Annotated in this window: 24 protein-coding genes; 13 read left to right on the forward strand and 11 right to left on the reverse strand. The window is 59.5% G+C overall.

Features of this window, described 5'->3' with window-relative positions; translation table 11 throughout:
* Nucleotides 1-121 precede the first annotated feature (121 nt).
* Together GOW48_RS10340 and GOW48_RS10345 are read left to right on the forward strand one after the other, a co-directional pair.
* Nucleotides 122-805, forward strand: a complete 684-nt coding sequence (locus GOW48_RS10340) for a phosphoenolpyruvate hydrolase family protein (protein ID WP_170753464.1) — start codon at nucleotides 122-124, stop codon at nucleotides 803-805.
* Entirely contained in the window at nucleotides 802-2,523 is a 1,722-nt protein-coding gene (locus GOW48_RS10345; RefSeq protein WP_170753466.1) for a phosphoenolpyruvate hydrolase family protein, read from the forward strand. The genes GOW48_RS10340 and GOW48_RS10345 overlap by 4 nt, the downstream gene beginning before the upstream one ends.
* Before the next feature lie 177 nt (nucleotides 2,524-2,700).
* Here the strand turns inward: GOW48_RS10345 and GOW48_RS10350 are convergent, their stop codons facing one another.
* The 4 genes from GOW48_RS10350 to GOW48_RS10365 all read right to left on the reverse strand — a co-directional run bounded on the left by GOW48_RS10350 (nucleotide 2,701) and on the right by GOW48_RS10365 (nucleotide 4,710).
* On the reverse strand, nucleotides 2,701-2,940 hold the full coding sequence (locus GOW48_RS10350) for a hypothetical protein (protein WP_414478915.1): 240 nt from the start codon (nucleotides 2,938-2,940) through the stop codon (nucleotides 2,701-2,703).
* A 264-nt stretch (nucleotides 2,941-3,204) separates the two neighbouring features.
* The gene (locus GOW48_RS10355; RefSeq protein WP_170753468.1) at nucleotides 3,205-3,807 is read right to left on the reverse strand and encodes an NAD(P)H-dependent oxidoreductase; all 603 of its coding nucleotides are present in this window, start codon (nucleotides 3,805-3,807) and stop codon (nucleotides 3,205-3,207) included.
* On the reverse strand, nucleotides 3,804-4,325 hold the full coding sequence (locus GOW48_RS10360; protein WP_331251869.1) for a nuclear transport factor 2 family protein: 522 nt from the start codon (nucleotides 4,323-4,325) through the stop codon (nucleotides 3,804-3,806). The genes GOW48_RS10355 and GOW48_RS10360 overlap by 4 nt, the downstream gene beginning before the upstream one ends.
* Nucleotides 4,216-4,710: a nuclear transport factor 2 family protein gene (locus GOW48_RS10365; protein ID WP_170753473.1), complete on the reverse strand. Its 495-nt coding sequence runs from the start codon at nucleotides 4,708-4,710 to the stop codon at nucleotides 4,216-4,218. The genes GOW48_RS10360 and GOW48_RS10365 overlap by 110 nt, the downstream gene beginning before the upstream one ends.
* Nucleotides 4,711-4,851: 141 nt before the next feature.
* Here GOW48_RS10365 and GOW48_RS10370 point away from each other — a divergent pair, with 141 nt between their 5' ends.
* From GOW48_RS10370 to GOW48_RS10390, 5 genes are all read left to right on the forward strand, one after another.
* Nucleotides 4,852-5,748: a LysR family transcriptional regulator gene (locus GOW48_RS10370; protein WP_170753475.1), complete on the forward strand. Its 897-nt coding sequence runs from the start codon at nucleotides 4,852-4,854 to the stop codon at nucleotides 5,746-5,748.
* Between the two features lie 50 nt (nucleotides 5,749-5,798).
* Nucleotides 5,799-6,686, forward strand: a complete 888-nt coding sequence (locus tag GOW48_RS10375; RefSeq protein WP_170753477.1) for an AraC family transcriptional regulator — start codon at nucleotides 5,799-5,801, stop codon at nucleotides 6,684-6,686.
* Between the two features lie 113 nt (nucleotides 6,687-6,799).
* Nucleotides 6,800-7,753, forward strand: coding sequence for an alpha/beta hydrolase (locus GOW48_RS10380; RefSeq protein WP_170753479.1), 954 nt, complete (start codon nucleotides 6,800-6,802; stop codon nucleotides 7,751-7,753).
* Between the two features lie 60 nt (nucleotides 7,754-7,813).
* Nucleotides 7,814-8,323: a nuclear transport factor 2 family protein gene (locus GOW48_RS10385; RefSeq protein WP_170753481.1), complete on the forward strand. Its 510-nt coding sequence runs from the start codon at nucleotides 7,814-7,816 to the stop codon at nucleotides 8,321-8,323.
* Between the two features lie 10 nt (nucleotides 8,324-8,333).
* A complete protein-coding gene (locus GOW48_RS10390) occupies nucleotides 8,334-9,029 on the forward strand; it encodes an SDR family NAD(P)-dependent oxidoreductase (protein WP_170753483.1) in 696 nt (231 codons plus the stop codon).
* 553 nt (nucleotides 9,030-9,582) lie between these two features.
* Here GOW48_RS10390 and GOW48_RS10400 read toward each other — a convergent pair.
* The gene (locus GOW48_RS10400) at nucleotides 9,583-11,865 is read right to left on the reverse strand and encodes an adenosylcobalamin-dependent ribonucleoside-diphosphate reductase (protein WP_170753487.1); all 2,283 of its coding nucleotides are present in this window, start codon (nucleotides 11,863-11,865) and stop codon (nucleotides 9,583-9,585) included.
* A 129-nt stretch (nucleotides 11,866-11,994) separates the two neighbouring features.
* Here GOW48_RS10400 and GOW48_RS10405 point away from each other — a divergent pair, with 129 nt between their 5' ends.
* Complete coding sequence (locus tag GOW48_RS10405) at nucleotides 11,995-12,426, forward strand: DUF1489 family protein (RefSeq protein WP_170753489.1); 432 nt, start codon at nucleotides 11,995-11,997, stop codon at nucleotides 12,424-12,426.
* Here the strand turns inward: GOW48_RS10405 and hisG are convergent.
* Genes hisG through hisS form a run of 3 tightly spaced genes read right to left on the reverse strand, consistent with a single transcriptional unit; the run spans nucleotide 12,423 to nucleotide 15,688 of the window.
* A complete protein-coding gene (hisG, locus tag GOW48_RS10410; RefSeq protein ID WP_170753491.1) occupies nucleotides 12,423-13,112 on the reverse strand; it encodes an ATP phosphoribosyltransferase in 690 nt (229 codons plus the stop codon). The genes GOW48_RS10405 and hisG overlap by 4 nt on opposite strands.
* The gene (locus tag GOW48_RS10415) at nucleotides 13,109-14,197 is read right to left on the reverse strand and encodes an ATP phosphoribosyltransferase regulatory subunit (protein ID WP_170753493.1); all 1,089 of its coding nucleotides are present in this window, start codon (nucleotides 14,195-14,197) and stop codon (nucleotides 13,109-13,111) included. Before GOW48_RS10415 ends, hisG begins: the two co-directional genes overlap by 4 nt.
* Before the next feature lie 3 nt (nucleotides 14,198-14,200).
* Complete coding sequence (gene hisS / locus GOW48_RS10420) at nucleotides 14,201-15,688, reverse strand: histidine--tRNA ligase (RefSeq protein WP_170753495.1); 1,488 nt, start codon at nucleotides 15,686-15,688, stop codon at nucleotides 14,201-14,203.
* A 124-nt stretch (nucleotides 15,689-15,812) separates the two neighbouring features.
* Here hisS and GOW48_RS10425 point away from each other — a divergent pair, with 124 nt between their 5' ends.
* Nucleotides 15,813-16,007 (forward strand): SlyX family protein, encoded by a 195-nt coding sequence (locus GOW48_RS10425; protein WP_170352274.1) that lies wholly within the window; start codon nucleotides 15,813-15,815, stop codon nucleotides 16,005-16,007.
* 4 nt (nucleotides 16,008-16,011) lie between these two features.
* Here the strand turns inward: GOW48_RS10425 and GOW48_RS10430 are convergent, their stop codons facing one another.
* From GOW48_RS10430 to dnaE, 3 genes are all read right to left on the reverse strand, one after another.
* Nucleotides 16,012-16,377, reverse strand: coding sequence for a YmgD family protein (locus GOW48_RS10430; protein ID WP_170753497.1), 366 nt, complete (start codon nucleotides 16,375-16,377; stop codon nucleotides 16,012-16,014).
* 5 nt (nucleotides 16,378-16,382) lie between these two features.
* Nucleotides 16,383-16,595, reverse strand: coding sequence for a YMGG-like glycine zipper-containing protein (locus GOW48_RS10435; RefSeq protein WP_170352272.1), 213 nt, complete (start codon nucleotides 16,593-16,595; stop codon nucleotides 16,383-16,385).
* Between the two features lie 77 nt (nucleotides 16,596-16,672).
* Nucleotides 16,673-20,173, reverse strand: coding sequence for a DNA polymerase III subunit alpha (gene dnaE / locus GOW48_RS10440; RefSeq protein ID WP_170753499.1), 3,501 nt, complete (start codon nucleotides 20,171-20,173; stop codon nucleotides 16,673-16,675).
* Nucleotides 20,174-20,516: 343 nt separating this feature from the next.
* On the opposite strand from dnaE, the gene xdhA reads away from it, so the two are divergent.
* Genes xdhA through GOW48_RS10460 form a run of 4 tightly spaced genes read left to right on the forward strand, consistent with a single transcriptional unit; the run spans nucleotide 20,517 to nucleotide 26,723 of the window.
* Complete coding sequence (gene xdhA, locus GOW48_RS10445; protein ID WP_170753501.1) at nucleotides 20,517-21,875, forward strand: xanthine dehydrogenase small subunit; 1,359 nt, start codon at nucleotides 20,517-20,519, stop codon at nucleotides 21,873-21,875.
* The gene (gene xdhB / locus GOW48_RS10450) at nucleotides 21,872-24,274 is read left to right on the forward strand and encodes a xanthine dehydrogenase molybdopterin binding subunit (protein ID WP_170753502.1); all 2,403 of its coding nucleotides are present in this window, start codon (nucleotides 21,872-21,874) and stop codon (nucleotides 24,272-24,274) included. Before xdhA ends, xdhB begins: the two co-directional genes overlap by 4 nt.
* Nucleotides 24,274-25,209: a xanthine dehydrogenase accessory protein XdhC gene (gene xdhC, locus GOW48_RS10455; protein ID WP_170753504.1), complete on the forward strand. Its 936-nt coding sequence runs from the start codon at nucleotides 24,274-24,276 to the stop codon at nucleotides 25,207-25,209. The genes xdhB and xdhC overlap by 1 nt, the downstream gene beginning before the upstream one ends.
* Nucleotides 25,206-26,723 (forward strand): ABC transporter ATP-binding protein, encoded by a 1,518-nt coding sequence (locus GOW48_RS10460; protein ID WP_170352267.1) that lies wholly within the window; start codon nucleotides 25,206-25,208, stop codon nucleotides 26,721-26,723. Before xdhC ends, GOW48_RS10460 begins: the two co-directional genes overlap by 4 nt.
* The last annotated feature ends 20 nt before the right edge of the window (nucleotides 26,724-26,743 follow it).

Raw genomic sequence — 26,743 nt, forward strand, 5'->3', positions numbered from 1 at the left:
TGAGTTTCGGAAAAGCGGCCAATACCATAAGTGAAAGCACGAAAAAAATAAATGTTTACAATCAATGCCTTATAACTTTTTGATTCACTGAAAACGCACTTCAATAAGAAAAAACCAGAAAATGCTTCTCATTTCCGGCGATTTCTTCCTAAATGACCGCATGATCAAAATGGCACTTACCGGTTCAAGAACCGAAACCCCAGATCAAAGTAACCGGATCTTCTGCCCGGCACTGCGTGGGCTGACCCCTCCGCAGACGGATTTGGCATTTGTGATGCCCCGCATGGATCACAACCGCCAGGTTCGCGAAAATCATCGACAGGGCGACTGGGCTGCTCTTCTCGCTAGCGATCCCTTTGGCTCCGAGGCGACGATGTTCGGGCGATTGCACGAGATCGGGTATCTGGGAGTTACAAACTGGCCGTCATCCATTTTACTGGACGGCACACTTCGGCAATCCATGTCGACGATCCCCGCATCCCCCGAATTCGAATATGATTTCCTCGCCCGGGCGCAGGAGGCCGGTTTTCAGGCGATGGCTTTCTTTCTTTCATTGGATCAGGCCCGGACCGCCCTCAGTGCAGGGTTGACACGGTTGGTGTTACATCCCGGTATCCTTGACGTCAGGAGTGAAGAAAGCGGCGCCATGGTGCTGGGATCTCTCCAGCGTCTGATCGATGCAATCCGGGCCGAGGCCAAGGACGTTTCGATCCTTGCTTACACCTCTGCCTGGCACGAAGATTCGGTTCCGCTTAGCACATTGGCCGTGGACGGTCTGGTCTGGCTGGAGGCGGGCACATCATGAAACACCCCAAAAGCTTCCTGTTTGGTGCGGTTGTTGGTTCAGGGCTGACAGCGAAAGCGGCTGACAAAGCCGGTGCGGATTATCTTCTGGCGCTCAATGCCGGCCGCTTTCGGGTGCAGGGCGCGTCATCGCTGGTCAGCTTCCTGCCGGTACGCGCCGCCAATGACTGGGTTTTTGAATTTGCCGAGCGTGAAATGCTGGGGCGGTGTTCGGCACCTCTTTTCGCGGGTCTTTCCGTAAGTGATCCCAATCAGGATGTCGCCGAGCTGGTTCAGCGCACCCGTGATCTGGGCTTTGCCGGCGTATGCAATTTCCCTTCGACCACCTTGATTGATGGCCGTTTAGGCGCGTTGATCGAACGCGAGGGGCTGGGGCTTGAACGTGAAATCACGTTGGTCGAAGAAGCGGTAAAAGCCGGAATGGAGTCCTTTGTCTACGTTCAGACCAACGCGCAAGCCCGCAGAATGGTTGATGTTGGCGCAACAGCCATTTGCGTGAATATCGGCTTTACCAGCGGCGATACCGGCGTGAACACCCATCTGACGCTGGAAACAGCAGCGGCACAGATTGAGCGTGTGCTGGAAGGTGTTCCAGCGTCGGTCGCCAAACTCTGCCATGGCGGGCCAATCACCTCGCCCGAAGAGGCGTTGGCGATCACTCGGATTTGCGGCGTGCAGGGTTTCGTGGCCGGGTCGACACTGGATCGGTTGCCTGTCGAACAAACGCTCAACGAAGTTACCAAGGGCTTTACGGCTATTCCAAGCTTGTCGCGCATCGCTACCGTCGCCTCAAGCAGCGCGCATGATCTGGTCGGGTCATCCTACACGATGCAGATGATCCGCGAGGAACTGGACGATCTGGCGTATGAAGACATCCCGGTTTTGCTGATCGGCGAAACCGGCACGGGCAAAAGCCGGGCGGCTCAGCGTTTGCACGCGGCTGGTCCCTCGGCCCGACGGCAGCTTGTGGTCGTGGACTGCCCGGCCTTGGACGGGCCGGAAGGTGGCGTTCATTTGCTTGGTAAGGCTGCGGGAACATTTGGCGGAACAAGCAGTCAGCGCGGGGCTTTAGAGCAGGCATCCGGCAGTACCATCGTCTTTGACGAGATCACGGCCCTTGGCCCGGATCATCAGGGCAAAATTCTGAAATTCACCGATGAAAAGATGGTCCAGCGGATCGGGGATCACACGCTGCGCAAAGCAGAGGCCAGGATCATTGCCACGTCATCGCCGGGCCTTTTGGATGCCGTCGAAAACAAAACCTTTCGTCCGGATTTGTATCACCGGATCTCTGGTCACGAAATCACGCTGCCGCCCCTGCGCGAACGCATCGACGATATTCCCGAACTCGCGCTGCATATCGGACGACAGGTGACCAGTGAGACGCCGAAATTCTCGAACGCTGCGCTGCGCCTGATGTTGGAACATGACTGGCCCGGCAACGTCAGAGAGCTGTATTTTGCGGTCCAGCGGGCGGTCCGCAAATCCGATGGCTCCACAATCAGCCTGAAAGATGTTGAATTCCTGCACCGCAAACCCGCCTCAACTTCTGTTCCCCCTGTCCAGGAAACTCTGGTTGGCACACCGGTCTCCGAACGCGACTGGATCGCCGAGGCTCTGGCCCGCAATGGCTTCCGTCGGGCACAAACTGCACAGGAACTGGGAATGACCACCCGCACGCTTTACAACAAGATCAAAAAGCACAGCTTGCAGGGGTAATCTGCACAGTTACCACAAAAGCTAAAAAACCTCACGCCCGCTGATGTCTAGATCGGACGCGGGCATACCAATCCAAAACGGCAAGAAAGGATCAAACGAGAAACCATCGAAACCCGGCGCTTGCTTCACCGCAAAACCGCCGCATAGTCGATCCATCCAGATGCGGCAGATACTCTCTTAGCTCAGGCCGCCATTTATCCCAAAATCCCTGACAAAGGACTCCTCAAGCAAACTGCGAATAGAATGATAGCCAACTAACTGCATACTTCGTGTCATGTGTTTTGAGACGCTATGCGCCAGTAGTATCTTTTCGTCCAGTTTCTTGCACAGTTCCTGAACGCGACTGGCCACATTCACAGCCTGGCCGATGACCGTGAAGCCCAAACGATCAGGGCTGGCGTTGTTGTCGAAGGTCACGCCAGCGAAATCAATGTCGACGACGAACTCGATTGGCTCGTTTCCCTTTTCGGCGTTTGTATCGTTGTGGTCGCACAGGTTGGTCAGGCCGAGTTCTGCCGCCCAAACCGCAAATCTGAACGAGGCTTCCGCCTCGTCATCATTTTAAAAACAGCACGTAGGCCGCCCCCCATAAACTTGAGAACGTCACCGCCTTGTTCTCGGATGGCTGACACGACCACCTCGAAATACTCACCCACCTGCCCGGCGCAGGATGGATCAACCTTAGCTTACCGCCGCTGCCAGTGAGGGGTCGTCTTCCAATTGTTTGAGCAAACGGGCCTGTCTCACCTTGGGATCCAGTTGGGGGTCGCTCAAATAGGCCAACATATGGGGCACGTTCTCGTCGATCTGCTGCTGAGAGGCCACTGCCATCCCGTGGGCCACGAAAGGCCTTAGATAGGTCATTCCGGCCAGGTTCGCCGTCTGTTGGAACGGTTTCAGAAACTCAGCCATCGTAAAGTTGTTGTATCCGCCTGCGTGATAGCTGTGCTCGGGACCTCCGGTCGAAACAAGGATGAGGAACTCACGCCCTTTCAGTTGATCACCGCCCGGCCCATAAGCGAAGCCATAGTTCAGCACCTGATCCATCCAGGCTTTCATTACCGGGGGTGCGGAATACCAGTAGAATGGAAACTGGAACACGATCCGGTAATGGGCCAGCAAGAGGGCCTGTTCGGCTTCGATATCAAAACGCATCTCGCCGCCGCCAATGGCGGTCAGATCACGCGTTGTCACGTTGGTGGCCTCTGAAAGAGCGTCAAACCAAGCGCGGTTGATGCGCGAGTTGTTCAGCTCAGGGTGAGCGGTGAGGACGAGGGTTTTCATGTGTCAGCCTCTTGCAGGAGTTGTGCGGAATAATGGGTGATCAGGGGGCGGCCATCGGATCGTTTTTCAAAGCGCCAGTTTTCGTGAACGCGGGCTTCAATCCGGTCTCCAGCAACGGTCGTGGCGCGAAACAGAACTTCGAACTGTGCCGCATTGGGCTTGATTGCGATCTTGCTAACGTGATGCTCGGTCGGGCGTTGCAAGGTTTCAAGCACGCCACGATACCAAGCACGCACGCGATCATGCCCGGTGAGTGTGGTATCGACATCAAGCATGTCCCAGTCCACGTCTGGGTGGAGGTCAGGCAGGAACGCGTCGATCGGATCCAGCCTGTCGAACCGGGCAAACCAGTCGGCGATAAAACCGCGGATTTCGGGGAAATCGGTAATTTGAATACCTGTCGATGGTTTACTTGGCCAGTTGCTCAGGGACCGGAGCCAGCGAGTATTGGGACCAGAAAAACGTGTTTGCCGCATCCTGATCGGCGGACAGGTTGGTTGCCTCGACGATCTTGCCATTCTCGATCCGGTAGACGAGCGCCCAGGTCGTATCGACATTCGGTTTGCCGTCGGCGTTCGACCAGCCGCGGTGGATATCAACCACATGGGTTTCGTCGGCCCCGAAATAGATGGGTTCTGCCTGAAAACCAGCGGCACCCAGTTGTTCAAAAAAAGCCAATACCTCGTCCCGACCGGTCTTGGTTCCAGACAGGGGGTGACGGCCCGGGATGTGCCATTTGACGTTCTCGTCCATCACAGCTGCAATGCCGTCCAGATCACTGGCGCCATAGGCGGCGAAAAAGTCCTGTACAACCTTGATATTTTCTTCGGGGGATGCGGCCATGGCGGTCTCTCCTGTGATCAGAGCAGCGGAGAAGGCAGCAACTTTGGTCAGAGTGTTCATCTTGTGTCCTCCTGAATTCGTGGTGACAGCCTGTTGGGCTGCGGTGAGACGAAGATAATAATCCCGGCATGACGTGATAATTCACCCTGTTGGCACTTCTTTCATGTATAAGATCAAATAATAGCTCTGTTCGGGGTCTCCATGCGCCTGCCACTCGCCACGCTTGAAATCTTTACCGCCATCGCGCGTCACGGATCGCTACGTGCTGCGGCCGAGGCGCTGGGTATCAAGCCATCGACCGTTAGCCATCAATTGAGAGCACTGGAAGAGCAGCTGGGCACTGCGCTGTTCATTCGGACAACGCGATCCATCAGCCTGACCGAAGCCGGGCGCGCCCTGATCCGCGGTGCGGGGCCGGCCTTTGATCAACTCTCGGAAGCCGTCGAAAGCGCGCGCAGCACCGGTCACGCCGCGCGGGGCACGTTGAAGCTGGCGATGCCGGAATTTGCCTATCACCTCTATGTCGGTCCGATCCTCAAGAGTTTTTGCGCCGCATATCCCGAGATCGAACTGGAACTGTCGCTGACGGATGCACTGTCAGACATACTTGGCGAGGAGCTGCATGCCGGATTTCGTCTGGGGGATCGTGTGGCGCAGGACATGGTGGCGGTGCGGTTGACGCCGCCGCTTCCGGTGGTTGTCGTCGCCAGCCCGGACTACCTGGCGGCTCGGGGCACCCCGGAAACGCCGCGTGATCTGCTGGGGCATACCTGTATCCGCTACAGGTTCCAATCCTCGGGCCAGATTGCGCCATGGAGTTTTCAATCGAGTGAGGGAGGGTATGACGTCGATGTGCAGGGCAATCTGATCGCAAACGCCCTTCCAGCCTCCGTCGATCTGGCCAAACGAGGGCTGGGCCTCGCCTATACATTCAAGGCCTATGTCGACCCCCAGATCTCTGCAGGAGAGTTGCAACCGGTTCTGGACGACCACTTGGGCCCCACCCCCGGTATTTTCATGTATTTCCCGCGCGAGTATAAATCCATGATGCCCCTGAGGCTGTTCATCGACCACATAAAGCGCCAGCAAAGCGTTTGACCCTGTGCGCGCAGACCCCACATATCGAATATTGCCAGCCGGAACCGTCCTTGCCCCTAAGATACGCTGATATCTACCCTTCAGAACCGCTGCTGAACAGTGATGCGATGCAGCGCCCTTCGGCGGCTGGTTTGATGTCAGTGCGGTATTTTCGGGCCGAACCTGATCGGATGCCGGAGGAAGTTTTTGCAGAACACCACGTCCTTCTGAATCTGCAGGAAAAGGGGCATCGTGTTCAAAACTGGCGGGACGGCACGCTGCGGGATTTCACCTTTTGCAAGGACGAGGTCATCGTGACCCCGGCAGGCATACGGTCGGGGTGGCGGTGGTACGGGCAGTCCGACGTGATCGTGATTACTCTGCATCCGGACAAGGTCCAGCGCTTTGCGCAGTCTGAACTCGGTATGCTTCTGGCACCGGAGCAGTTTCACGACCAGCCGCAGTTTTCTGATCCTGACCTTTGTGCTGCGGGCGTCATCCTGCGCGACGCGCTTGCGACCGACGACATGTCCTCGGCGGTGATGTTCGAAGCCATGAGCCGGGTTTTTCTGGTCAAACTGCTGCAGAAATACGGCAAACGCCGCGCCGAAGAGGTTGAGCTGTCCTCGCGCTTTACCTCGCAGCACTATCAACGGGTGCTATCCTATGTACAGGATCGTTTGGACCAAACGATCACCGTCGATCAATTGGCGTCTGAGGCGGGCATGAGCCCTTCGCATTTCGCGCGGGTTTTCAAGGAAACGCTGGGCTCGACCCCCATGCAATATGTTATGGCCTACCGGGTCGAACAGGCGATGAAAATGATCGAGGACCCTGCGCGCCCACTGGGGGATATCGCTTTGGCCTGTGGGTTTTCGGATCAGGCGCATTTCACGCGCAGTTTCAAACAGGTGGTGGGCCAGACCCCGCGCGCGTTCCGCGCAGCGCATACTGTCTGAAGCAGGATCTTTCAAAAACGCGGCAGTCCGGTGCAAGTTTCCCTGCCACCGGCGGCGTATCTCATATGTCACCGGGCTTGAGCCCATCCAGACAGATTTTGGGAGATACCGCTATGAAGACACTCACTCTGACAACTGCCGCAGCGCTGATGGCATCAACAGCCGCCGTTGCTCAGGTAGAAACCCGCACAGTCACGTTCGAGAACGAAGGCGCTACCCTGTCCGGCACGCTGTACCTGCCGGAAGAGCGTGGATCTGAACCGCTGCCCACAGTAGTCGTAACCGGGGCCTGGACCTCGGTTCAGGAACAGATGCCTGCGAACTATGCCCGCGAGATGGCCGAGCGCGGCTTTGCTGCCTTCACCTTTGATTTCCGCGGCTGGGGCAAATCGGGTGATCTGCCGAACAACGTGCGCTTTGTCGAAAGCCCAGAGGCGAAGACATCGGATATTAAAGCAGCGATCGCATTCGTCGCGACCCTGCCCGAGGTGGACGCCGATCACATCAACGGCCTGGGGATCTGCGCCTCGGCCGGGTACATGGTCGATGCAGTCTCTGGCAATCCGCTGGTTCAGCGGCTGGGTCTGGTTGCACCTTGGTTGCAGAACGCCCAGATCGTTGAGGCGGTTTATGGCGGTGCAGAAGGTGTCGCAGGGCTGATCGAGGTGTCTCACGCTGCCGAGGCCGCTGGCGGCCAGATCATTCCTGCCGCAGGCCCAGAGGGTGCCGAGGGCGTGCTGATGCCAATCGGCGGATACTACTATGAGGCCGACCGTGGCGGGATCCCCGAATATGACGACAAGTGGAACAATGCGGGCTGGGAAGGCTGGCTGACCTATCATCCCGCCGACAATCCGCAGCGTTTGGACAAGCCGCTGGCCATTGTGCACTCGGAAAGCGCGGCGATCCCACAGGGCGTGCAGACCTTCCTTGCCGGTTTCGCAGGAGAGGCGACCGCGCAATGGCTGGAGGATGTGACGCAGTTCGACTTCTACGACAACCCCGAGGATGTCACTCGCGCGGCTGATACCGTCGCTGACCACTTTCGCGCCGGTTCAAGCAACTAATCCCTGTCTGGACGCCGAGCAATTGTTCGGCGTCCACCCACATCTATTTGGAGCATCCTCATGCGTAGAAAACTCACATCGACCCTTGCGGCCGTTTCTATGATCGGAACCGCAGCTTTTGCCGAGCAGCAAGCCGATATCTCGACCACCATTACCGACATCGCGGCAGGCGCTGACCGCCACGACTGGACCCGTGTACGCGGCGCGTTTGACGATACCGTCACGACGGATTACACCAGCCTCTGGGGCGGAGACGCGGTCACGCAACCCGCCGACGCGCTTGTGGCGGACTGGTCCGCCTTTCTGCCCGGTTTCGACGCGACGCACCATATGGTGACCAATCACACCGTCACCTCCCTGTCCGATATATCCGCCACGGCGCAGGCGGATTTCACCGCAACCCATCGTCTTGATGACGCCTTGTGGGTGCTGGGTGGCCGCTATGACTATGAGCTTGAGAAATCAGACGATCGATGGGTTGTCACATCAATGACCATGACTGCAATCTGGGAATCTGGTGACCGTGGGCTTGTGGCTCTTGCCGGCCAGCGCGCCGCTGAAGCGAATTGAAGGAAGGACCATGACCAGCCAGCGCATCGCACTCGTGACCGGCGCCAATCGCGGTATCGGCAAAGAAGTCTCACGGCAATTGGCCCATGACTATGGGATGAAGGTTCTGATCGGTGCACGCGATCTGGCAAAAGGGCAAGCTGCTGCGGATGAAATCGGATATGGGGCGGAAGCCTTGCAACTGGATGTCTCTAGTCCGGACTCTGTCGCGGCTGCCTTCTTCTTGATGGTTGAATCGGTCTACGGCCGCCTTGATGTCTTGGTGAACAATGCGGGCGTGGACTATGACACCGACCAAGAGGTCCACCTCGCCGATCTTGACCGGGTGCGTCAAGCGTTTGATACGAACCTTTTCGGCCCTTGGGATACCACGATTGCGGCGGTACCACTGTTAAAACGAGGAACAGATGCCCGGATCGTCAACGTGTCCTCTGGTGCGGGATCGCTGACCAGCATGTCCGCCGGAACGCCCGGCTATGGTGTGTCCAAAGCGGCTCTGAACGCGCTGACCGTCAAGACCGCAGCCGCATTGAAACCTCATGGCATTCTCGTCAACGCCGTTTGCCCCGGTTGGGTCGCCACAGTTATGGGCGGCGGTGGACGGCCGGTTTCCGAGGGCGCAAAAGGTGTTGTCTGGGCTGCGACCTTGCCGAAATATGGCCCGACCGGTGGGTTCTTTCGCGACGGCGTCGCAATCAATTGGTAGGTTCAGCCCGGTGTCATGAAATCAATCAGCTTCCTGACCCGCGCTGGCAACAGGCGGCGGTTGGGATAGACGGCGAACAAATCCCGCGTCAAAGGTGTGGCACCTGTGACCTGCAGCTAGTGCAACTCACGGTCTACCATGTCCAAAGGCAACATCGCGACACCCAAATTACGGCGAGCTGCCTGCGCGATGACATTAAGGTCGGTTAGACTGTACGCGGTATGCATTGGGTGCAAAGTTTCCCCGCTTTCAAGAACCCAGGGCTAACCAGCCGTTAGGTCGGACGAAGCAAGAAAGTCATATCTGGATACCGGCCCGTCCACCCCTTCGCGCCCGGACGAAGCCCAAACCGGCGCAAAAAATGCGTCTTTGCGCACGCCAGCTTTGTGCGGAGCGCGCGCCAAGGCGCAGATATTCCGCAAAACAACCCGGTTTCGTTGAAGTTGCCACTGCATCAAATGCGGTGGCAAAGTTTTGACGATCAAAGTTGCAGTTTTAGCTAGTTAGATTGCAAACAGACGCTGGTTTTCGCGGTTCCACAGCAGTCTAAATTTCATCCGCACTTAGAGTGGCCGCAACTGCGGCAGGTCATGCAGCCTTCGATCATTGCCATGTCGAACTGCCCGCAGGACGGGCACGCTTTGCCACGCGGAGCATCCATATTGACGACCTGCGCCTGCGGATCTGATTTCAGCCCCATGCCCTCGCCTTCAAGGAAACCGATATTGATCAGGTGCTGCTCGATCACGCCGCCAATCGCAGCAAGTATCGAAGGGATGTACTTGCCTTTAACCCACGCACCGCCGCGTGGATCAAAGACGGCTTTCAGCTCTTCGACCACAAAGGACACATCTCCTCCACGACGGAACACGGCCGAGATCATCCGCGTAAGCGCCAGCGTCCAGGCGTAATGCTCCATGTTCTTCGAGTTGATGAACACCTCAAACGGACGGCGACGGCCACCAATGACGATATCGTTGATCGTCAGATAAATCGCGTGTTCGCTATCGGGCCATTTCAACTTGTAAGTCGATCCCTCCAGCGATTGCGGGCGGTCCAGTGGTTCGGACATATAGACAACCTCGCCGCCATCCACCTGATGCGGGGCATCGGCGCTTTCGCCGGGGGCTTTGTCGGCGCTTTCGGACACGGTCAGGACCGAGACGGTCACGTCATTCGGGCGATAGGTCGTGCAGCCTTTGCAGCCCTGATCCCAGGCCTGCATGTAAACGTCTTTGAAGGCGTCAAAGCTGATATCTTCGGGACAGTTGATCGTCTTGGAAATCGAACTGTCGATCCACTTTTGCGCGGCGGCCTGCATCTTAACGTGATCAGACGGGGAAAGTGTCTGCGCGTTCACGAAATAGTCGGGCAAGGCGACATCGCCGAACTTGTCGCGCCACATCTGCACGGCATAGTCCACTACCTCTTCCTCGGTGCGCGAGCCATCCTTTTGAAGCACCTTGCGCGTGTAGGCGTAGGCAAAGACCGGCTCGATCCCCGACGACACGTTCCCTGCATAGAGCGAAATCGTCCCAGTCGGCGCGATCGAGGTCAGCAGGGCGTTGCGGATACCGTGTTCGCGGATCGCGTCACGCACATCTTCATCCATTTGCTGCATGGTGCCGCTGGCCAGGTATTTCTCAGCGTCAAACAGCGGGAAAGCGCCCTTCTCCTTCGCCAAATCGACCGAGGCCAGATAAGCGGCGCGGGCGATCGCGTGCAACCAGCGTTCGGTCTGACGCGCCGCTTCGTCGGACCCATAGCGCAAACCCAACATCAACAGCGCATCGGCCAGCCCGGTCACTCCCAAGCCGATGCGGCGTTTGTCCTGCGCTTCGGCTTCCTGCTCAGCCAGCGGAAATTTCGAGGCATCCACCACATTGTCCATCATGCGCACAGCGGTCGCGACCAACTCTTGCAAGGCGGCCTCATCCAGATGCGCCGCATCCCCGAACGGGTCCGCCACCAGTCGCGCCAGATTGATCGAACCCAACAGGCACGCACCATAAGGCGGCAAGGGCTGCTCGCCACACGGGTTCGTCGCGGCGATGGTTTCCACATAGCTCAGGTTGTTGGCCTTATTAATGCGGTCGATGAAGATCACACCCGGCTCGGCATAGTCATAGGTGGCCTGCATGATCTTGTTCCACAGATCACGCGCCTGAACTGTGTGATAAACCTTGTCACCAAAGACCAGTTCCCACGGGCCATCGGCCTTGACGGCCTCCATGAACGGATCCGTCACCAGAACCGACATGTTGAACATGCGCAGGCGCGCGGGGTCAGATTTCGCTGTGATGAACTGCTCGATGTCGGGGTGGTCGCAGCGCATGGTCGCCATCATCGCCCCACGACGCGAGCCTGCGGACATGATCGTCCGGCACATCGCGTCCCACACATCCATGAAGGAAAGCGGGCCAGAAGCATCCGCCGCCACGCCTTTTACATCCGCCCCCCGCGGGCGGATGGTCGAGAAATCGTAACCGATCCCCCCACCCTGCTGCATGGTCAGCGCGGCCTCTTTCAGCATGTCGAAAATACCGCCCATGCTGTCGGGCACGGTGCCCATGACGAAACAGTTGAACAGAGTCACCTGACGCGCTGTACCTGCACCCGCAGTGATGCGACCAGCGGGCAGATATTTAAAATCTTCCAGCGCTGCGTAGAACTTATCTTCCCAATGGGCCGCGTCATCCTCGACCCGCGCCAGATCGCGGGCTATGCGTCGCCAGCTATCCTCGACCGTCTGGTCGATGGGCGTGCCATCCGCTTCTTTAAAGCGGTATTTCATGTCCCAGATCTGCTCGGCGATGGGGGCGGCAAAGCGGCTCATTGGTGATTCCCTGTTTTGAAAGAGGTATCCAGATTACCGCAATTCACATCCAAACCACAACACCTTGATGACGCCGCATAGCGAGCTACAATATAAAGGTGGGCCTTGGGACGACTCTGTGGGAAAGCTGTGGATAAGTACGTAAACCTCATCAAACTGTCCGTCGGATCGGAAAGCGTTGATACGCTGATGGCGTGGCAGGACAGTCGCAGACCGCTTTACGAGGACGGCTGCCCGCGCCATGTCACCCGCATGTGGCCCAAGCGCGAGGCCGAGATTCTGAATGGCGGATCAATCTATTGGGTGATCAAGGGCGTAATCCAATGCCGTCAGCTCATCCTGCGTCTGGATGAGGTGCGCGGCGAAGACGGCATTCGCCGCTGCGCCATCGTGCTGGACCCGCAGGTCCATCGCACCCAGACGGCGCTCAAACGCCCATTCCAAGGCTGGCGCTATCTCAAACCCGAGGACACCCCCGCCGACCTGCCGGAAGGGCGGGAACAGGACGATGCCTTGCCCGACGATCTGAATCGCGCGCTTGCCGAGATCGGCGTGCTTTAACGCAGGCGATCCAGCAATGCGTTCAGAGTGGCCTTTGTCTCGGGGTCACATTTCGCCACCCGACTGCGCCACAGGGTCGCCTGCGATTGCAGGATCAGCCCGTCGGTCAGGATTTTGAGGTGGTTCGCTCGCAGCGTCTCGCCGGTAGATGTGATATCGGCAATCGCCTCGGCGGTCTCATTCATCACCGTGCCCTCGGTCGCGCCCTGACTATCGACCAGAGTGTAATCGGCCACGCCCGCATCGGTCAGGAACTCGCGCACCAGCCGGTGATACTTGGTGGCAATCCGCAACCGGTGGCCGTGGGTTTTGCGAAACGCCGCTGCCGCCGCGTCCAGATCATCCAGCGTGTCTACATCAACCCAGCAAGCAGGTGTCGCGATGATCAGGTCGGCCTTACCGAACCCAAGCTGCGAGATCTCCTCGACCTGTTGTTCCCAGCGGGGCAGCTTTTCATGCACCAGATCAATGCCGGTGACACCCAGATGAATGCGCCCGGCGGCCAGTTCGCGCGGGATTTCCCCAGCAGACAGCAGGATCAGAGAGACCCCGTCGATGCCCTCGACCTTACCCGCATATTCCCGGTCCGATCCGCTGCGCGACAGAGTGATGCCGCGCTTTTCGAACCAACCAAAGGTCTTGTCCATCAACCGGCCCTTCGAGGGCACGCCCAGTTTCAGGCTCATCGCGCGTCCTCCTCGATCTCAAGCATCAGGTCGGGGCGGATGACACCGCCCACCGCCGGAATTTCGGCCCCGTTCCCCAACTGCCGCGTCAGCGCGTCATAGCGCCCTCCGGTTGCGATTGGGGGCAGATCAGGGCGGCCTTCGGCATAAAAGCCAAAGACAAACCCGTCATAATATTCCATCGAGGTGCGGCCATAGGCGGCCTCGAAATCCAGACGTTCCACATCCACGCCACGGGCCTGCAGTGAGGCAATCCGCGCTTCAAGCCGGTCCAGCGCCGGAGTGATCTGCGGCAAATCCACCGCCACGTCGCGCAGCTGTTCCAACGCAAAGGGCATGGTCTCACGCACGTTCAGCAAGGTTTCCAGCCCAACCAGTTCATTGTCGGAGATGGGCGGTGTGTCGCGATCTTCGCGCAGGGCAGCGATCCGCGCTTCGATCTCGGAGGCACGGCGCTTGCCGATCATTGGGATGTCCGGATCCAGCGGGTTTTCCGCATCCAACAAGCTGTCGCGCCCCTCGGGGCCCGGTTTGCGCCCAGCAAATCGGTCCAGCAGCACCCGGAATCGACGAGGTCGCCACAGATGCCGCATCAGCGCCGCCTTGCGCCGGTCTGTGGTCTTAAGGCCCTCGACAGCGGCAGTCAGGATGCCGATATCCCCGGTCGCCGCGCGCAAAGGCAGCCCTCGCAATTGCAGCGCAAGCAGCGAGAAGACTTCTGCATCCGCGCCTGCGGGATCATTGCGGTCGAATACTTCGTATCCGACCTGAATGTATTCATTCGAGCGATCCGGGTCATGTTCTTGCCGACGGAAGACCTCGCCGGAATAGGTATAGCGCGCGGGCTCGGCCCCGTCGGACATATGCATCTGCACCACGGGCAGGGTGAAATCCGGGCGCAGCATCTGCTCGCCCCGTAGCGCGTCCGAGGTCACGTAGGCGCGCGCGCGGATATCCTCGCCATAAAGGTCCAGCAGCGTGTCAGCCGGTTGCAACAGCGGAGGGTCCACGACCTGTGCGCCTGCGGCCTCGAACCTCACGCGCATCATTGCGGCGCGGGCTTGTATCTGGGAACGGTTGGGCATGGGTCAGTCCTGACTTTCCAGAATGTCGCGCACCTTGGCGACCAGATCGCCGCGCGGCACTTCGAACTGGCTGGGGCGTTCTTTCCATTCCTCAAGCGTGGCGCTTTCGGCGATCTTGGCCCCAAGGATCAGGTCCTTGATCTGCACGATCCCACTGGCCTTTTCATCGCCCCCTTCGATCACCGCGATGGGAGAGTTCCGCTTGTCTGCGTATTTCAGCTGATTGCCAAAGTTCTTGGGGTTACCCAGATAGACCTCGGCCCGGATGCCTGCATTGCGCAGTTCGGCCACCATCGCCTGATAATCGGCCATGCGGTCGCGGTCCATTACGGTCACAACCACGGGACCAGTCGCCTGCGCGGCAATCCGGCCCTTTTCGCGCAGGGCGGCCAGCAACCGGTCAACTCCAATGGACACGCCAGTCGCAGGAACTTCCTGCCCGGTAAACCGCTTGACCAAGTCGTCATAGCGGCCGCCGCCCGAAACCGATCCGAACTGCCGCTTACGGCCTTTCTCATCGAAAATCTCAAAGGTCAGCTCGGCCTCATAAACCGGGCCGGTATAGTACCCGAGGCCCCGCACGACCGAGGGGTCGATCTCAATCCGGTCCGAGCCATAGCCGCCCGCATCAAGCAGAGCGCCGATCTGTTCCAACTCGGCAATCCCATCCGCGCCGATCTTGCTGTCGCCCACGGCAGCACGCAGGTTTGCCAGTGTACCGGCGGTATCCGCAGCCTTCGAGGTCAGGAAGGCAATCACTGGCTCGGCCTGATCGTCGCTGAGGCCCACACCGTCGATGAACGCGCCCGAGGCATCCAGTCGGCCTTTGGTCAGCAGCTCGCGCACACCGGCTTCACCTACTTTGTCGAACTTGTCGATGGTGCGCAGAACATTGTCGCGGGCGGCGGCATCTTCGCCCAGACCCATCGCCTCCAGCACGCCGTTCAGAACCTTGCGGTTATTCACCCGCACCAGATAGTCGCCGCGAGGGATACCGACGGTTTCCAGCGTGTCCGACAGCATCGCGCAGATCTCGGCATCTGCAGCCATCGAGGCTGTGCCCACCGTATCCGCATCGCATTGATAAAACTGACGATACCGCCCCGGCCCCGGCTTTTCATTGCGCCAGACCGGACCCATCGCATAGCGGCGATAGGGCGTCGGCAGATCATTGCGGTGCTGCGCGTAGACACGGGCCAGCGGCGCGGTCAGGTCATAGCGTAGGGCCATCCAGTCGCCGTTGTCGCCCTCATCAAACTCCTGCCACGCAAACACACCCTCGTTCGGGCGATCCACATCGGGCAGGAACTTGCCCAACGCCTCGACCGTCTCAACCGCGCTGCTTTCCAGAGCGTCAAACCCGTACCGATGATAGACATCCGCAATCGTCCGCAGCATCTCGGTGCGCTGCGAGACTTCCTGGCCGAAATAGTCGCGGAACCCTTTCGGCGTGACGGCCTTGGGGCGGGGCTGTTTCTTGGGCTTGGCCATGTGGGGCGTCCTTGCGGTTCATGTTCCGCGCGCGGTCTATCCCATGGCCCGCATCGGGGCAAGGCGCGCTTTCACTGGTGTTGAGGTCAAAGCGCCGCTATGACCACGCCCAAAGGAGAGCCCCATGCAGCATCTGGAAGAGCAGATCGCCCACCTGACCCGCACGGTCGAAGAGCTGAACACGGTCGTTACAACCCAACAGAGTGAGATCGATCGCCTGACCCGGCGCGTCGAGATGCTGTTGCAGCGCGAGGCTGAACGGGCGCAGGAAGGATCAGGTGGGGTCGTGTTCGGAGACGAACGCCCGCCGCATTACTGACTGCTTATAGCCCCAGCGTCGTTTTCACCGCATTGTCGACCACACCTCCCAAAAGAGCGTTCTTGTCCGCAGCGCAGCCTTCGGAAAGCGCCGCTATGAAGGCTTCACGCAATTGGGCCTTTTCCTCATCGGTAGTTGCGTGATCTTCGATATTGATCTGACGGTTATATAGCGACAGGGCCGTCATTTTCCCGACGACCTCTACGACAAAGGCTTCGTCTCCGTCTGCCTCTTCGGCAATCGACGCGCAGGTATAATGCATCACTGGCAATGCATCCTGCACCATCTGTTCAGCCGCCTCATCCGCCGCAGCGAAAGTTGGCGTTATTAAGAGCACGGCGCTTAGGATCAGTCCGGAGGTGTTCATCATGGCTTTCATTTCCAGTTATGCCCGATGATCGCACCAGCTACGCCGCCGATTGCTGCGCCCTTGCCGTCTCCGACCAACGCCCCGACACCAGCCCCGATGAGCGCACCTTCGATTGTCTGCTTTTTCTTCTTGTCATCAGCCACCCCTGCCGAGGCAAATGCCAACGACGCCACAGCAGCAAGCGCAACAGTTCTGAACCCGAGACCTAAAATCACCATGTCAAATCCTCCTTTGGCCCGAAACCGACCGAAGTCAGCCTAGCCCGAGGGACTGTGTCTGGCAACAAAAGGCGGGGTCAGAACTCCTCGACCGACATCACGCCTTCCAGCGATTTGATCGCGCCTTTAATTTGCGGATTGATGGGGAAGTTCTGGCCCAGATCCATCTCGACCTCGCCGGGCAATCCGGGCGCCATCAGCAGCAATTGGATAGGCCCGCGCGCGGCGTTTTTGGCCGCGCCAACCGCGTCCTCTAGCACTTTGGCCACGGTAGGCAGGGCCTGTTCCTCGTCCACAAAGATGCGCAGGCCGGTCGCACCCGCCTCGGCCACGACCGTATCCACCGGGCCGACAGAGCGGCCAAGCAGTTTCAGCTGATCAGCTTCCATTGTGGCCTCGGCGGTTAGTACAACTTGCGCGCCGGTTTCTAGATACTCGCGCGATTTCTCCAGCGTTTCCGAGAACAGCGTGACCTCATACGCACCGCTGGGGTCCGAAAGCTGCGCAAAGGCAAACCGGTTGCCGCGCGCCGATTTTCGCTCCTGCCGACCGGCAACAACACCGGCCATCTTGGCGATGAACGGACCCGAACGTGCCTTTTCCGTCACCTCGTCCAGCGTCATGACCTGCTTGCGTTTCAGCGCAGGCATATAGTCGTCCAGCGGATGGCCCGAGAGGTAAAAGCCGATGGCCTTGAATTCTTCGCTCAGCCGTTCTGCGGGCAACCAATCGGGCGTGGGCGACAGGCGCGGTTCGGGCAGGTCATCGCCCGCCTCACCAAACAGCGACACTTGGTTCGAGTTCTTCTGTTCGTGGATCGCCGCCGAATACTGCACCAGCGGATCAAGGCTTTCGAACACACGGCGGCGGTTCTTGTCCAACTGATCGAACGCGCCCGCCCGCGCCATCATTTCCAACGGGCGTTTGCCGACCTTTTTCAGATCAACCCGGCGGGCGAAATCGAACAGGTTCACAAAGGGCTTTTCCGCGCGACCATCGACCACCAGGTTCATCGCCTCAACGCCCACGTTTTTCAAGGCGCCCAGCGCATAGACAAGCTCTCCGTTCACCACATCGAAGGTCGCTTGAGATCGGTTCACGCAGGGCGGCACATAGGGCAACTCAAGCCCTTTGCGGACCTCTTCGAAATAGACGGCCAACTTGTCGGTCAGGTGGATATCGCAGTTCATGACACCGGCCATGAACTCGACCGGGTGGTTCGCCTTCAGCCAGCCGGTCTGGTAGCTGACCACCGCATAAGCCGCCGCGTGAGATTTGTTGAAGCCATAATTGGCGAATTTCTCCAGCAGGTCGAAAACCTCGCTGGCTTTCTTGGCATCCACGCCGTTTTCACCCGCGCCCTTTTCGAATTTGGGGCGTTCGGCATCCATCGCCTCTTTGATCTTCTTACCCATCGCGCGGCGCAGCAGGTCGGCACCACCAAGGGAGTACCCAGCCATGACCTGAGCGATCTGCATCACCTGTTCCTGGTAAACGATGATGCCCTGTGTTTCCTCAAGGATATGGTCGATCAGCGGATGCACGGATTCAATTTTCCGCAACCCGTTCTTGACCTCGCAATAGGTCGGTATGTTCTCCATCGGGCCGGGACGATACAGCGCCACAAGGGCGACAATATCCTCGATACAGGTCGGCTTCATGCGCTTGAGCGCATCCATCATGCCCGAGGATTCCACCTGGAACACCGCCACCGTCTTGGCGGCGGAATAGAGCTTATACGTCGCCTCGTCGTCCAGCGGGATGGCATTGATCTGGTTCTCGGCCCCATCGGCGGGTTCATAGAGTTCCGTGCCATCCGCCGCGATGTGCAAAGGCCGCCCGGACTTGAAGATGATATCCATCGCGTTCTGAATCACGGTCAGCGTCTTCAGGCCCAGAAAGTCGAACTTAACCAGCCCGGCCTGTTCCACCCATTTCATGTTGAACTGGGTCGCAGGCATGTCGGATCGCGGATCCTGATACAGCGGCACCAGCGCATCCAGAGGCCGGTCGCCAATCACCACCCCCGCCGCGTGTGTCGAAGCGTTCCGCAACAGCCCCTCGACCTGTTGGCCATAGGTCAGCAAGCGGTCCACCACCTCTTCGTTCCGCGCCTCTTCGCGCAGGCGGGGTTCGTCTTTCAGAGCCTTTTCGATGGAAACAGGCTTTACGCCCTCGACCGGGATCATCTTGGACAGGCGGTCCACCTGCCCGTAGGGCATCTGCAGCACCCGCCCGATATCGCGCACAGCGGCCTTGGACAGCAACGCACCAAAGGTGATGATCTGCCCCACCTTGTCGCGCCCGTATTTCTGCTGCACGTAACGGATCACCTCTTCGCGGCGATCCATGCAGAAGTCGATATCGAAGTCGGGCATCGAGACCCGCTCCGGGTTCAGAAACCGTTCGAACAGCAGCGAATACCGCAACGGATCAAGGTCGGTGATCGTCAGCGCATAGGCCACAAGCGAGCCCGCACCCGAGCCCCGCCCCGGCCCCACCGGAATGTCGTGATCTTTGGCCCATTGGATGAAGTCGGCAACGATCAGGAAGTAGCCGGGAAAGCCCATCCCTTCGATAATGCCAAGCTCAAAATCCAGCCGTTCCTGATACTCCTCGGGCGTCACCGCATGCGGGATCACGGCCAAACGTTTCTGCAGGCCCTCATTGGCGATGCGGCGCAGTTCGGCCACTTCATCATCGGCAAATTTCGGCAGGATCGGATCGCGGCGATAAGCCATGAACGCACAGCGCTTGGCGATTTCGACCGTGTTCTCAATCGCTTCGGGCAAATCGGCGAACAGCGTCACCATTTCCTGCTGCGACTTGAAATAGTGTTGGGCTGTCAGGCGGCGGCGGCCGTCCTGTTGGTCGACATAGGCGCCCTCGGCGATACAGATCAGCGCGTCATGCGCCTCATACATGTCGGTGGTCGGGAAGTAGACGTCATTGGTGGCGACCAGAGGCAGGTTCTTGGCATAGGCCATCTCGACATGGCCACGCTCGGTCAGGCGTTCGGCCTCGGGCTGGCCACCCTCGCCCGGGTGGCGCTGCAATTCGACATACAGCCGATCCGGGAAGATCCCGGCCAGCCGATCCACCAAAGCCTCAGCCGCTGGGCGCTGGCCCTGTTGCAGCAGCATCCCCACAGGCCCTTCCGGCCCACCGGTCAAGCAGATCAAGCCGTCCGAGCGATCCGCCAACTCCTCCAACGTGACCTGCGGTAACTGCCCGCCCTTGTCCACATAAAGGCAGGAACTCAGCTTCATCAGGTTCTCATACCCCACCTCAGACTGCGCCAGCAGCACCAGCGGCGCGGGGGCTTTGGGCTTTTCCCCCGGCTGCGCTTGCAGGTAAGACAGATCGACCTGACAGCCCATGATCGGCTGCACGCCGGCCCCGCTGGCGGTCACGGAAAACTCCAACGCCGAGAACATCGAATTGGTGTCAGTAACGGCGATGGCGGGCATATCGGCCTTTTCACACAGGCCAGGCAGCTTTTTCAGCCGCACGGCCCCTTCCAGCAGGGAATATTCTGTGTGAACACGAAGGTGGATGAATCGAGGAGTGCTGCTCATGAAGCCCAAGCTATCCCAGCCAGGCGCGCGGCAAAAGCGGGAACCGCATAGATGGAATGCCTAAAAAATCAGCTTGGATTATTCGGCTTTTCCAGAAGGTGCTTCGGCAGCAGCAACGACCCAAGAAGGCAAAACACTTTAATTTCAAAGCTCTGCGCGGTAGACACCAATTTCAAATTCATCGCCGTCCGGTGTAATGGTACATCCCACAGGCAGTTTTTCTTGCCAGATCGGGTGAGCTATTTCTAACATCTGACGGCAAGCTATTCGCCCGCCACTCTTTCTACGTCGCATCGAAGGAGGGCCGCAGGGGCGCAACCGGGTAAGGCGACGGGTTTCACGCATGAACATCACGTTTCTTCTGAACGGAGAGACAGTGGAGCTGTCGGATGTCGATCCGACCGCCACCCTGCTGGACTGGCTGCGCGAGGATCGCGGCCTGACCGGCACCAAGGAAGGCTGCAACGAAGGCGACTGCGGCGCTTGCACCGTGATGGTGACAGATGAGGGCGGTGCTAAGGCTTTGAACGCTTGCATCCTGTTCCTGCCCCAGTTGCACGGTAAGGCCGTGCGCACCGTCGAAGGCGCAAGCGGTCCGAATGGCGAGGCGCACCCTGTGCAGCAGGCGATGGTCGATCTGCACGGATCGCAATGCGGTTTCTGCACACCGGGCTTCGTCATGTCGATGGTCGCCAGCCACGCAAATGGCGCGACCGACCATGACACGCAACTGGCCGGGAACCTGTGCCGCTGCACGGGCTATGCCCCAATCATCCGCGCCGCCACGGCTATCGAGGCAATGCCTGTACCAGTCTGGGTCAAGGACGCGCCCGTGGATGCCGATGCCCAACCAATGCTGCCCACGTCATCGGACGAACTGGCCGCGATCTACGCAGATCACCCGGAGGCCACCTTGATTGCCGGAGCGACCGATGTGGGCCTCTGGGTCACCAAACAGCTGCGCGAATTGGATCCGGTGATTTTCCTGAACCGCTGCGACGACCTCAAGAACATCACTATTACCGAGGGTGAAATCCGCCTCGGGACCATGGTCGACATGAACCGGATGGGCGCGGCGCTGGCCGATCTCCACCCCTCCTACGCCGAAATGATCCGCCGCTATGCCAGCGTGCAGGTTCGCCACGCCGCCACCGTGGGCGGCAATATCGCCAACGGCTCCCCCATCGGAGACAACCCGCCCGCCCTGATCGCCCTTGGTGCAACTCTGCACCTGCGCAAGGGCGACACGCGCCGGTCGATCCCGCTCGAAGATTTTTTCATCGACTACGGCAAACAGGACCGCGCGCCCGGAGAATTTGTCGAGGCGGTCAGCTTCCTCCGCCAGCCAGATCGCCTGAAATGCTACAAGCTCAGCAAGCGGTTCGATCAGGATATCTCAGCCGTCTGCGGCTGCTTCAACATCACCGTCACGGACGGCACCGTTAGCCAGGCGCGCATTGCGTTTGGCGGCATGGCGGGCATTCCGAAGCGGGCCACCCATGTCGAGGCCGCATTGATCGGCAAACCCTGGACCGCTGCGACCATTCAGGCCGCGCTGCCCGCCTTTGCTGACGATTACCAACCACTCACGGATATGCGCGCCTCGGCCACCTATCGTCTGGAAACCGCCAAGGCGATGCTGGAGCGGTATTTCCTCGAAGATCAGGGCGAAGTGACCGACGTACTGAAGGTGACGGCATGAGCGTGACCAAACCCCTCCCCCATGACGCAGCCCCGCTGCATGTCGCAGGCGTTGCGCGATACGTGGATGATATCCCAACGCCCAAAGGCACGCTGCATCTGGCCTTTGGCCTCAGCCCGATTGCCAAGGGCACAATCATCGCGATGGACCTGTCGGCGGTTAAAGCCGCCGAGGGTGTGGTGCAGGTGATGACGGCGGATGACCTGCCCTTTGCCAATGATGTCTCGCCCTCGATCCATGATGAGCCGCTGCTGTCGGACGGAACGGTCCATTATATCGGCCAGCCGGTGTTTCTGGTGGTGGCGACCAGCCATCTGGCCGCCCGCAAGGCTGCACGGCTGGGCAAGATTGACTATGCCGAAGACACACCGATCCTGACAATCGAAGAGGCGCTGGCCGCCGACAGCCGGTTCGAGGACGGCCCCCGCATCTATGCCAAGGGCGACGCGGACGCAGCCATTGCCAACGCGCGCCATGTGATTGAAGGCAGTTTCGAACTTGGCGGGCAGGAGCATTTCTATCTGGAGGGCCAAGCCGCTCTGGCCGTGCCGAATGAAGGCGCGGACATGCTGGTCCACAGTTCGACCCAGCACCCGACCGAGATTCAGCACAAGGTAGCTGATGCTTTGGGCGTTCCCATGCACGCCGTGCGGGTCGAAACCCGTCGGATGGGCGGAGGATTCGGCGGCAAGGAAAGTCAGGGCAACGCTCTGGCGGTGGCTTGCGCCATCGCCGCCCGCGCCACCGGCAAGGCCTGCAAGATGCGATATGACCGCGATGATGACATGATCATCACCGGCAAGCGTCACGCCTTCCGCATTGCCTACAAAGCTGGGTTTGATGAGAACGGCCATGTTCAGGGCGTCTCGTTCCATCACTACGTCATCTGCGGCTGGGCACAGGACCTGTCCCTGCCCGTCGCCGACCGCGCGATGCTGCACTCGGACAACGCCTATCTGCTGCCGAATGCCCGGATTGAAAGCCATCGTCTGAAGACCAACACCCAATCTGCGACCGCCTATCGCGGGTTCGGCGGGCCGCAGGGCATGGTCGGGATCGAACGTGTCATGGATCACGCCGCGCACGCGCTTGGGCTGGACCCGGTCGAGCTGCGTCGCCGCAACTACTATGAGCCTGCGCATAAAGTGGCCGATCAGCCGCTGCACGCGAAACCACTGGGTCATCCCGACCCGCACGAAGACCTGACCAGCCGAGGTGCTGTGGAAACCGGGAGCGCCCCCGTTCGTCCCCTACCCGCAGGCGGCAACACCACGCCTTACGGTATGGAGGTCAGCGATTTCGAACTGCACGGCATGACCGAAGCGCTTCTGAAATCCAGCGACTATGCCGCTCGCAAGGCCGCCATCGCCGAGTGGAACGCCAAGAACGGCGTGATAAAGAAGGGTATCGCCTTCTCGCCGGTCAAATTCGGGATTTCCTTTACGCTGACCCACCTCAATCAGGCGGGCGCACTGGTGCATGTGTATCAGGATGGCTCGGTCCACCTGAACCATGGCGGGACCGAGATGGGACAGGGCCTGTTCCAAAAGGTCGCGCAAGTGGCCGCATCGCGGTTCGGCATTCCGCTGGAGATGGTCAAGATTACCGCCACCGACACGGCCAAAGTGCCGAATACCTCGGCCACGGCAGCGTCCTCGGGCAGCGATCTGAACGGGATGGCTGTGAAAGCCGCCTGTGACACGATCCGCGACCGGATGACGGACTATCTGGCCGAACGGCACCAGGCCGATCCCGCGACTGTGACCTTCACGGATGGGCATGTCTTAGTTGGCGAGGAACGCTATACCTTCGCCGAAGCCGCCGCTCTGGCCTATCAGGGCCGCATCAGCCTGTCGGCGACCGGCTTCTACAAAACGCCCAAGATCGAATGGGACCGGATCGCAGGCAGAGGGCGACCTTTCTTTTACTTTGCCTACGGCGCGTCTGTCACCGAGGTCGTGGTGGACACGCTGACCGGCGAAAACCGCATTCTTCGCACCGATATCCTGCATGATGCGGGGGCCTCGCTGAACCCCGCGCTGGATATCGGGCAGGTCGAAGGCGGTTATGTGCAAGGCGCAGGATGGCTGACGACCGAGGAACTGGTCTGGGACGGCAAGGGCAACCTGCGCACCCATGCGCCGTCGACCTATAAAATTCCCGCCTGTTCCGACCGGCCCGATTTCTTCAACGTCGCGCTTTGGGATGGCGAGAACCACGAGGACACGATCTATCGGTCCAAAGCGGTTGGTGAGCCGCCCTTCATGCTAGGTATTTCTGCGTGGTTGGCCCTGTCGAACGCAGTGGCGGCCAGCGGGGATGGCTACCCGGCCCTGAACGCGCCCGCCACGGCAGAGGAACTCTGGCGCGGTGTCCAGCGGATGAAAGGCGGCACCTGATGGGATTTGACCTTGAAGCTCTGCAGGAGGCGGTCAAGATTCACGGGCGCGTGACCCGCGTGGTCATCGCTGCCATCAAAGGCTCGTCCCCGCGCGAGGTCGGCACCGCCATGCTGGTTTGGGCGGACGGTCAGTCCGGCACGATCGGTGGCGGTACGCTGGAGCATCAGGCAGCGCTCGCCGCACGGGCGCAGTCCGTCCCAATGCGACTGACCCACCATGCGCTTGGCCCCGATATGGGCCAATGCTGCGGAGGGGCGGTCTCGCTTTTGAGCGAGGTTTACGACCAACACGCGTTGGACGCGCTGGATGAGACAGTCATCGCACGTGCCCCGTCAGGCGGCGATATGCCACTTTCGGTCAAGCGCCTGCTGGCCGCAGCCCGCGCGCAGGGCGTCGCGCCCGAGCCGCAATTGATCGACGGCTGGATGGTCGAACCCGTTCACAAACCGACCCGGCAGCTATGGATTTGGGGCGCAGGCCATGTGGGGCGGGCGCTGGTTGAGGTGCTGTCGCCCCTGCCTGATCTTGCGATCACATGGGTCGATACCGGCCTTGAACGCTTTCCCACGCAGATCCCGACCAGTGTCACCCCGATTCCAACGCCCAAACCCGCCGCTCTGGTCCGGCACGCCCCAGCCGATGCCGAGCATCTTGTGCTTACTTATTCACATAATCTGGACCTGGAGCTGTGTAATCGCCTTTTGACGCATGGTTTTGGCTTTGCTGGCCTCATCGGCTCAGCTACGAAATGGGCGCGATTCCGGTCGCGGCTGACAACCCTTGGCCATTCCCCGGAACGGATCAGGCAGATCACCTGCCCGATTGGCGATCCTGGTCTGGGCAAACACCCGCAGATGATCGCCATTGGCGTCGCCGCGCAACTACTGCGCCCGGCTTGGCAGAACGAACTGAAGAAGGACCAGAGCGCGTGACCACTCCACTTTTAAGTCTGCAAGGGCTGACCAAGGCTTATCCCGGCGTCGTGGCCAATGATCAGGTGTCCTTTGATATCGGCGAAGGCGAAGTACACGCCCTGTTGGGCGAAAACGGCGCGGGCAAGTCCACGCTGGTCAAGATGATCTATGGGCTGGTGAAACCCGACAGCGGCACCATGCTGCTGCGCGGCCAGCCTTTTGCTCCGGCGGAACCCCGCGCGGCGCGGGCCGACGGGATTGCGATGGTGTTTCAGCATTTTTCTCTGTTTGACGCATTGAACGTGGCCGAAAACATCGCGCTGGGGATGGAAAACCCGCCCAAGATGAGCGATCTGGCCACGCGTATCCGCGAAGTATCCGAAACCTATGGCTTACCGCTGGACCCGTATCGCACCGTCGGCGACCTGTCGGCAGGTGAACGCCAGCGGGTCGAGATCATCCGCTGTCTGCTGCAGGACCCCAAGCTGCTGATCATGGATGAACCCACCAGCGTTTTGACCCCGCAAGAGGTCGAAATCCTGTTTGAAACGCTGAACAAATTGCGGGCCGAAGGCACCTCGATCCTTTATATCTCGCACAAGCTGGAAGAAATCCGTACGTTGTGTGACCACGCCACAATTCTGCGTCTGGGAAAGAATGTGGGCGAATGCGTTCCGGCCGAGACATCAGCGCGGGACATGGCCGAGATGATGGTCGGTTCAACCCTGCAAACGCCCGAACGGTCGGGGCGTGACTTCGGCGAAGTCGCGCTGGATGTCAGCGGGCTATCTGTGCCTTCGCCGTCCGAGTTCGGCACTGCGCTGCGCAACGTTCACATGACAGTCCGCAAGGGCGAGGTTCTTGGCATCGGCGGTGTCGCAGGCAACGGGCAAGATGAATTACTGGGCGTTCTGTCGGGCGAAATCACCACCGCAGCTGATGCGATTAAGTTCAACGGTCAGCCCATCGGCTTGCTGGGGCCTACTACGCGTCGCAAACTGGGCGTTCTAACCGCGCCCGAGGAACGTCTGGGTCATGCGGCAGCACCGGACATGAGCCTTACGGAAAATGCCTTACTGACTGGATCGGTTCGGGAAGGTCTAGAAAACAATGGCTTCCTGAAATGGGCCGAGACTAAAAGTTTCGCTGAAAAGATCATCAGCGCCTTCGACGTGCGCACGCCAGGCCCGGAAAACGCCGCGCGCTCGTTGTCCGGCGGCAATCTGCAGAAATTCGTGATTGGGCGCGAAGTGCTACAAAACCCGGATGTGCTAGTGGTGAATCAACCGACTTGGGGCGTGGACGCGGCAGCTGCGGCGTCGATCCGGCAGGCCATTCTGGATTTAGCGGCCAAGGGCACAGCGGTTGTCTGTATCAGTCAGGATTTGGATGAGCTGATGGAGATTTCCGACAGTTTCGCCGCCCTCAACGAAGGTCGCCTCAGCGCGCCTCGACCAACTACGGGCCTTACCGTGGATGAGATTGGCCTAATGATGGGCGGCGCGCATGGCATGGAGGTCGCCCATGTCTAAGCTATTACAAAAAAAGACGA

It is taken from the genome of Ruegeria lacuscaerulensis (assembly GCF_013033355.1).
GTDB classification, from domain to species: Bacteria; Pseudomonadota; Alphaproteobacteria; order Rhodobacterales; family Rhodobacteraceae; genus Ruegeria; species Ruegeria lacuscaerulensis_A.

Excerpts from the sequence above, each read along its gene's own strand:
- GOW48_RS10340 (WP_170753464.1), top strand. The coding sequence starts at position 122 with ATGCTTCTCATTTCCGGCGATTTCTTCCTAAATGACCGCATGATCAAA.
- GOW48_RS10345 (WP_170753466.1), top strand. The coding sequence starts at position 802 with ATGAAACACCCCAAAAGCTTCCTGTTTGGTGCGGTTGTTGGTTCAGGG.
- GOW48_RS10355 (WP_170753468.1), bottom strand. The coding sequence starts at position 3,807 with ATGAAAACCCTCGTCCTCACCGCTCACCCTGAGCTGAACAACTCGCGC.
- GOW48_RS10360 (WP_331251869.1), bottom strand. The coding sequence starts at position 4,325 with ATGGCAAGATCGTCGAGGCAACCAACCTGTCCGCCGATCAGGATGCGG.
- GOW48_RS10365 (WP_170753473.1), bottom strand. The coding sequence starts at position 4,710 with ATGAACACTCTGACCAAAGTTGCTGCCTTCTCCGCTGCTCTGATCACA.
- GOW48_RS10370 (WP_170753475.1), top strand. The coding sequence starts at position 4,852 with ATGCGCCTGCCACTCGCCACGCTTGAAATCTTTACCGCCATCGCGCGT.
- GOW48_RS10380 (WP_170753479.1), top strand. The coding sequence starts at position 6,800 with ATGAAGACACTCACTCTGACAACTGCCGCAGCGCTGATGGCATCAACA.
- GOW48_RS10385 (WP_170753481.1), top strand. The coding sequence starts at position 7,814 with ATGCGTAGAAAACTCACATCGACCCTTGCGGCCGTTTCTATGATCGGA.
- GOW48_RS10390 (WP_170753483.1), top strand. The coding sequence starts at position 8,334 with ATGACCAGCCAGCGCATCGCACTCGTGACCGGCGCCAATCGCGGTATC.
- GOW48_RS10400 (WP_170753487.1), bottom strand. The coding sequence starts at position 11,865 with ATGAGCCGCTTTGCCGCCCCCATCGCCGAGCAGATCTGGGACATGAAA.
- hisG (WP_170753491.1), bottom strand. The coding sequence starts at position 13,112 with ATGAGCCTGAAACTGGGCGTGCCCTCGAAGGGCCGGTTGATGGACAAG.
- GOW48_RS10415 (WP_170753493.1), bottom strand. The coding sequence starts at position 14,197 with ATGCCCAACCGTTCCCAGATACAAGCCCGCGCCGCAATGATGCGCGTG.
- hisS (WP_170753495.1), bottom strand. The coding sequence starts at position 15,688 with ATGGCCAAGCCCAAGAAACAGCCCCGCCCCAAGGCCGTCACGCCGAAA.
- GOW48_RS10425 (WP_170352274.1), top strand. The coding sequence starts at position 15,813 with ATGCAGCATCTGGAAGAGCAGATCGCCCACCTGACCCGCACGGTCGAA.
- GOW48_RS10430 (WP_170753497.1), bottom strand. The coding sequence starts at position 16,377 with ATGATGAACACCTCCGGACTGATCCTAAGCGCCGTGCTCTTAATAACG.
- GOW48_RS10435 (WP_170352272.1), bottom strand. The coding sequence starts at position 16,595 with ATGGTGATTTTAGGTCTCGGGTTCAGAACTGTTGCGCTTGCTGCTGTG.
- dnaE (WP_170753499.1), bottom strand. The coding sequence starts at position 20,173 with ATGAGCAGCACTCCTCGATTCATCCACCTTCGTGTTCACACAGAATAT.
- xdhA (WP_170753501.1), top strand. The coding sequence starts at position 20,517 with ATGAACATCACGTTTCTTCTGAACGGAGAGACAGTGGAGCTGTCGGAT.
- xdhB (WP_170753502.1), top strand. The coding sequence starts at position 21,872 with ATGAGCGTGACCAAACCCCTCCCCCATGACGCAGCCCCGCTGCATGTC.
- xdhC (WP_170753504.1), top strand. The coding sequence starts at position 24,274 with ATGGGATTTGACCTTGAAGCTCTGCAGGAGGCGGTCAAGATTCACGGG.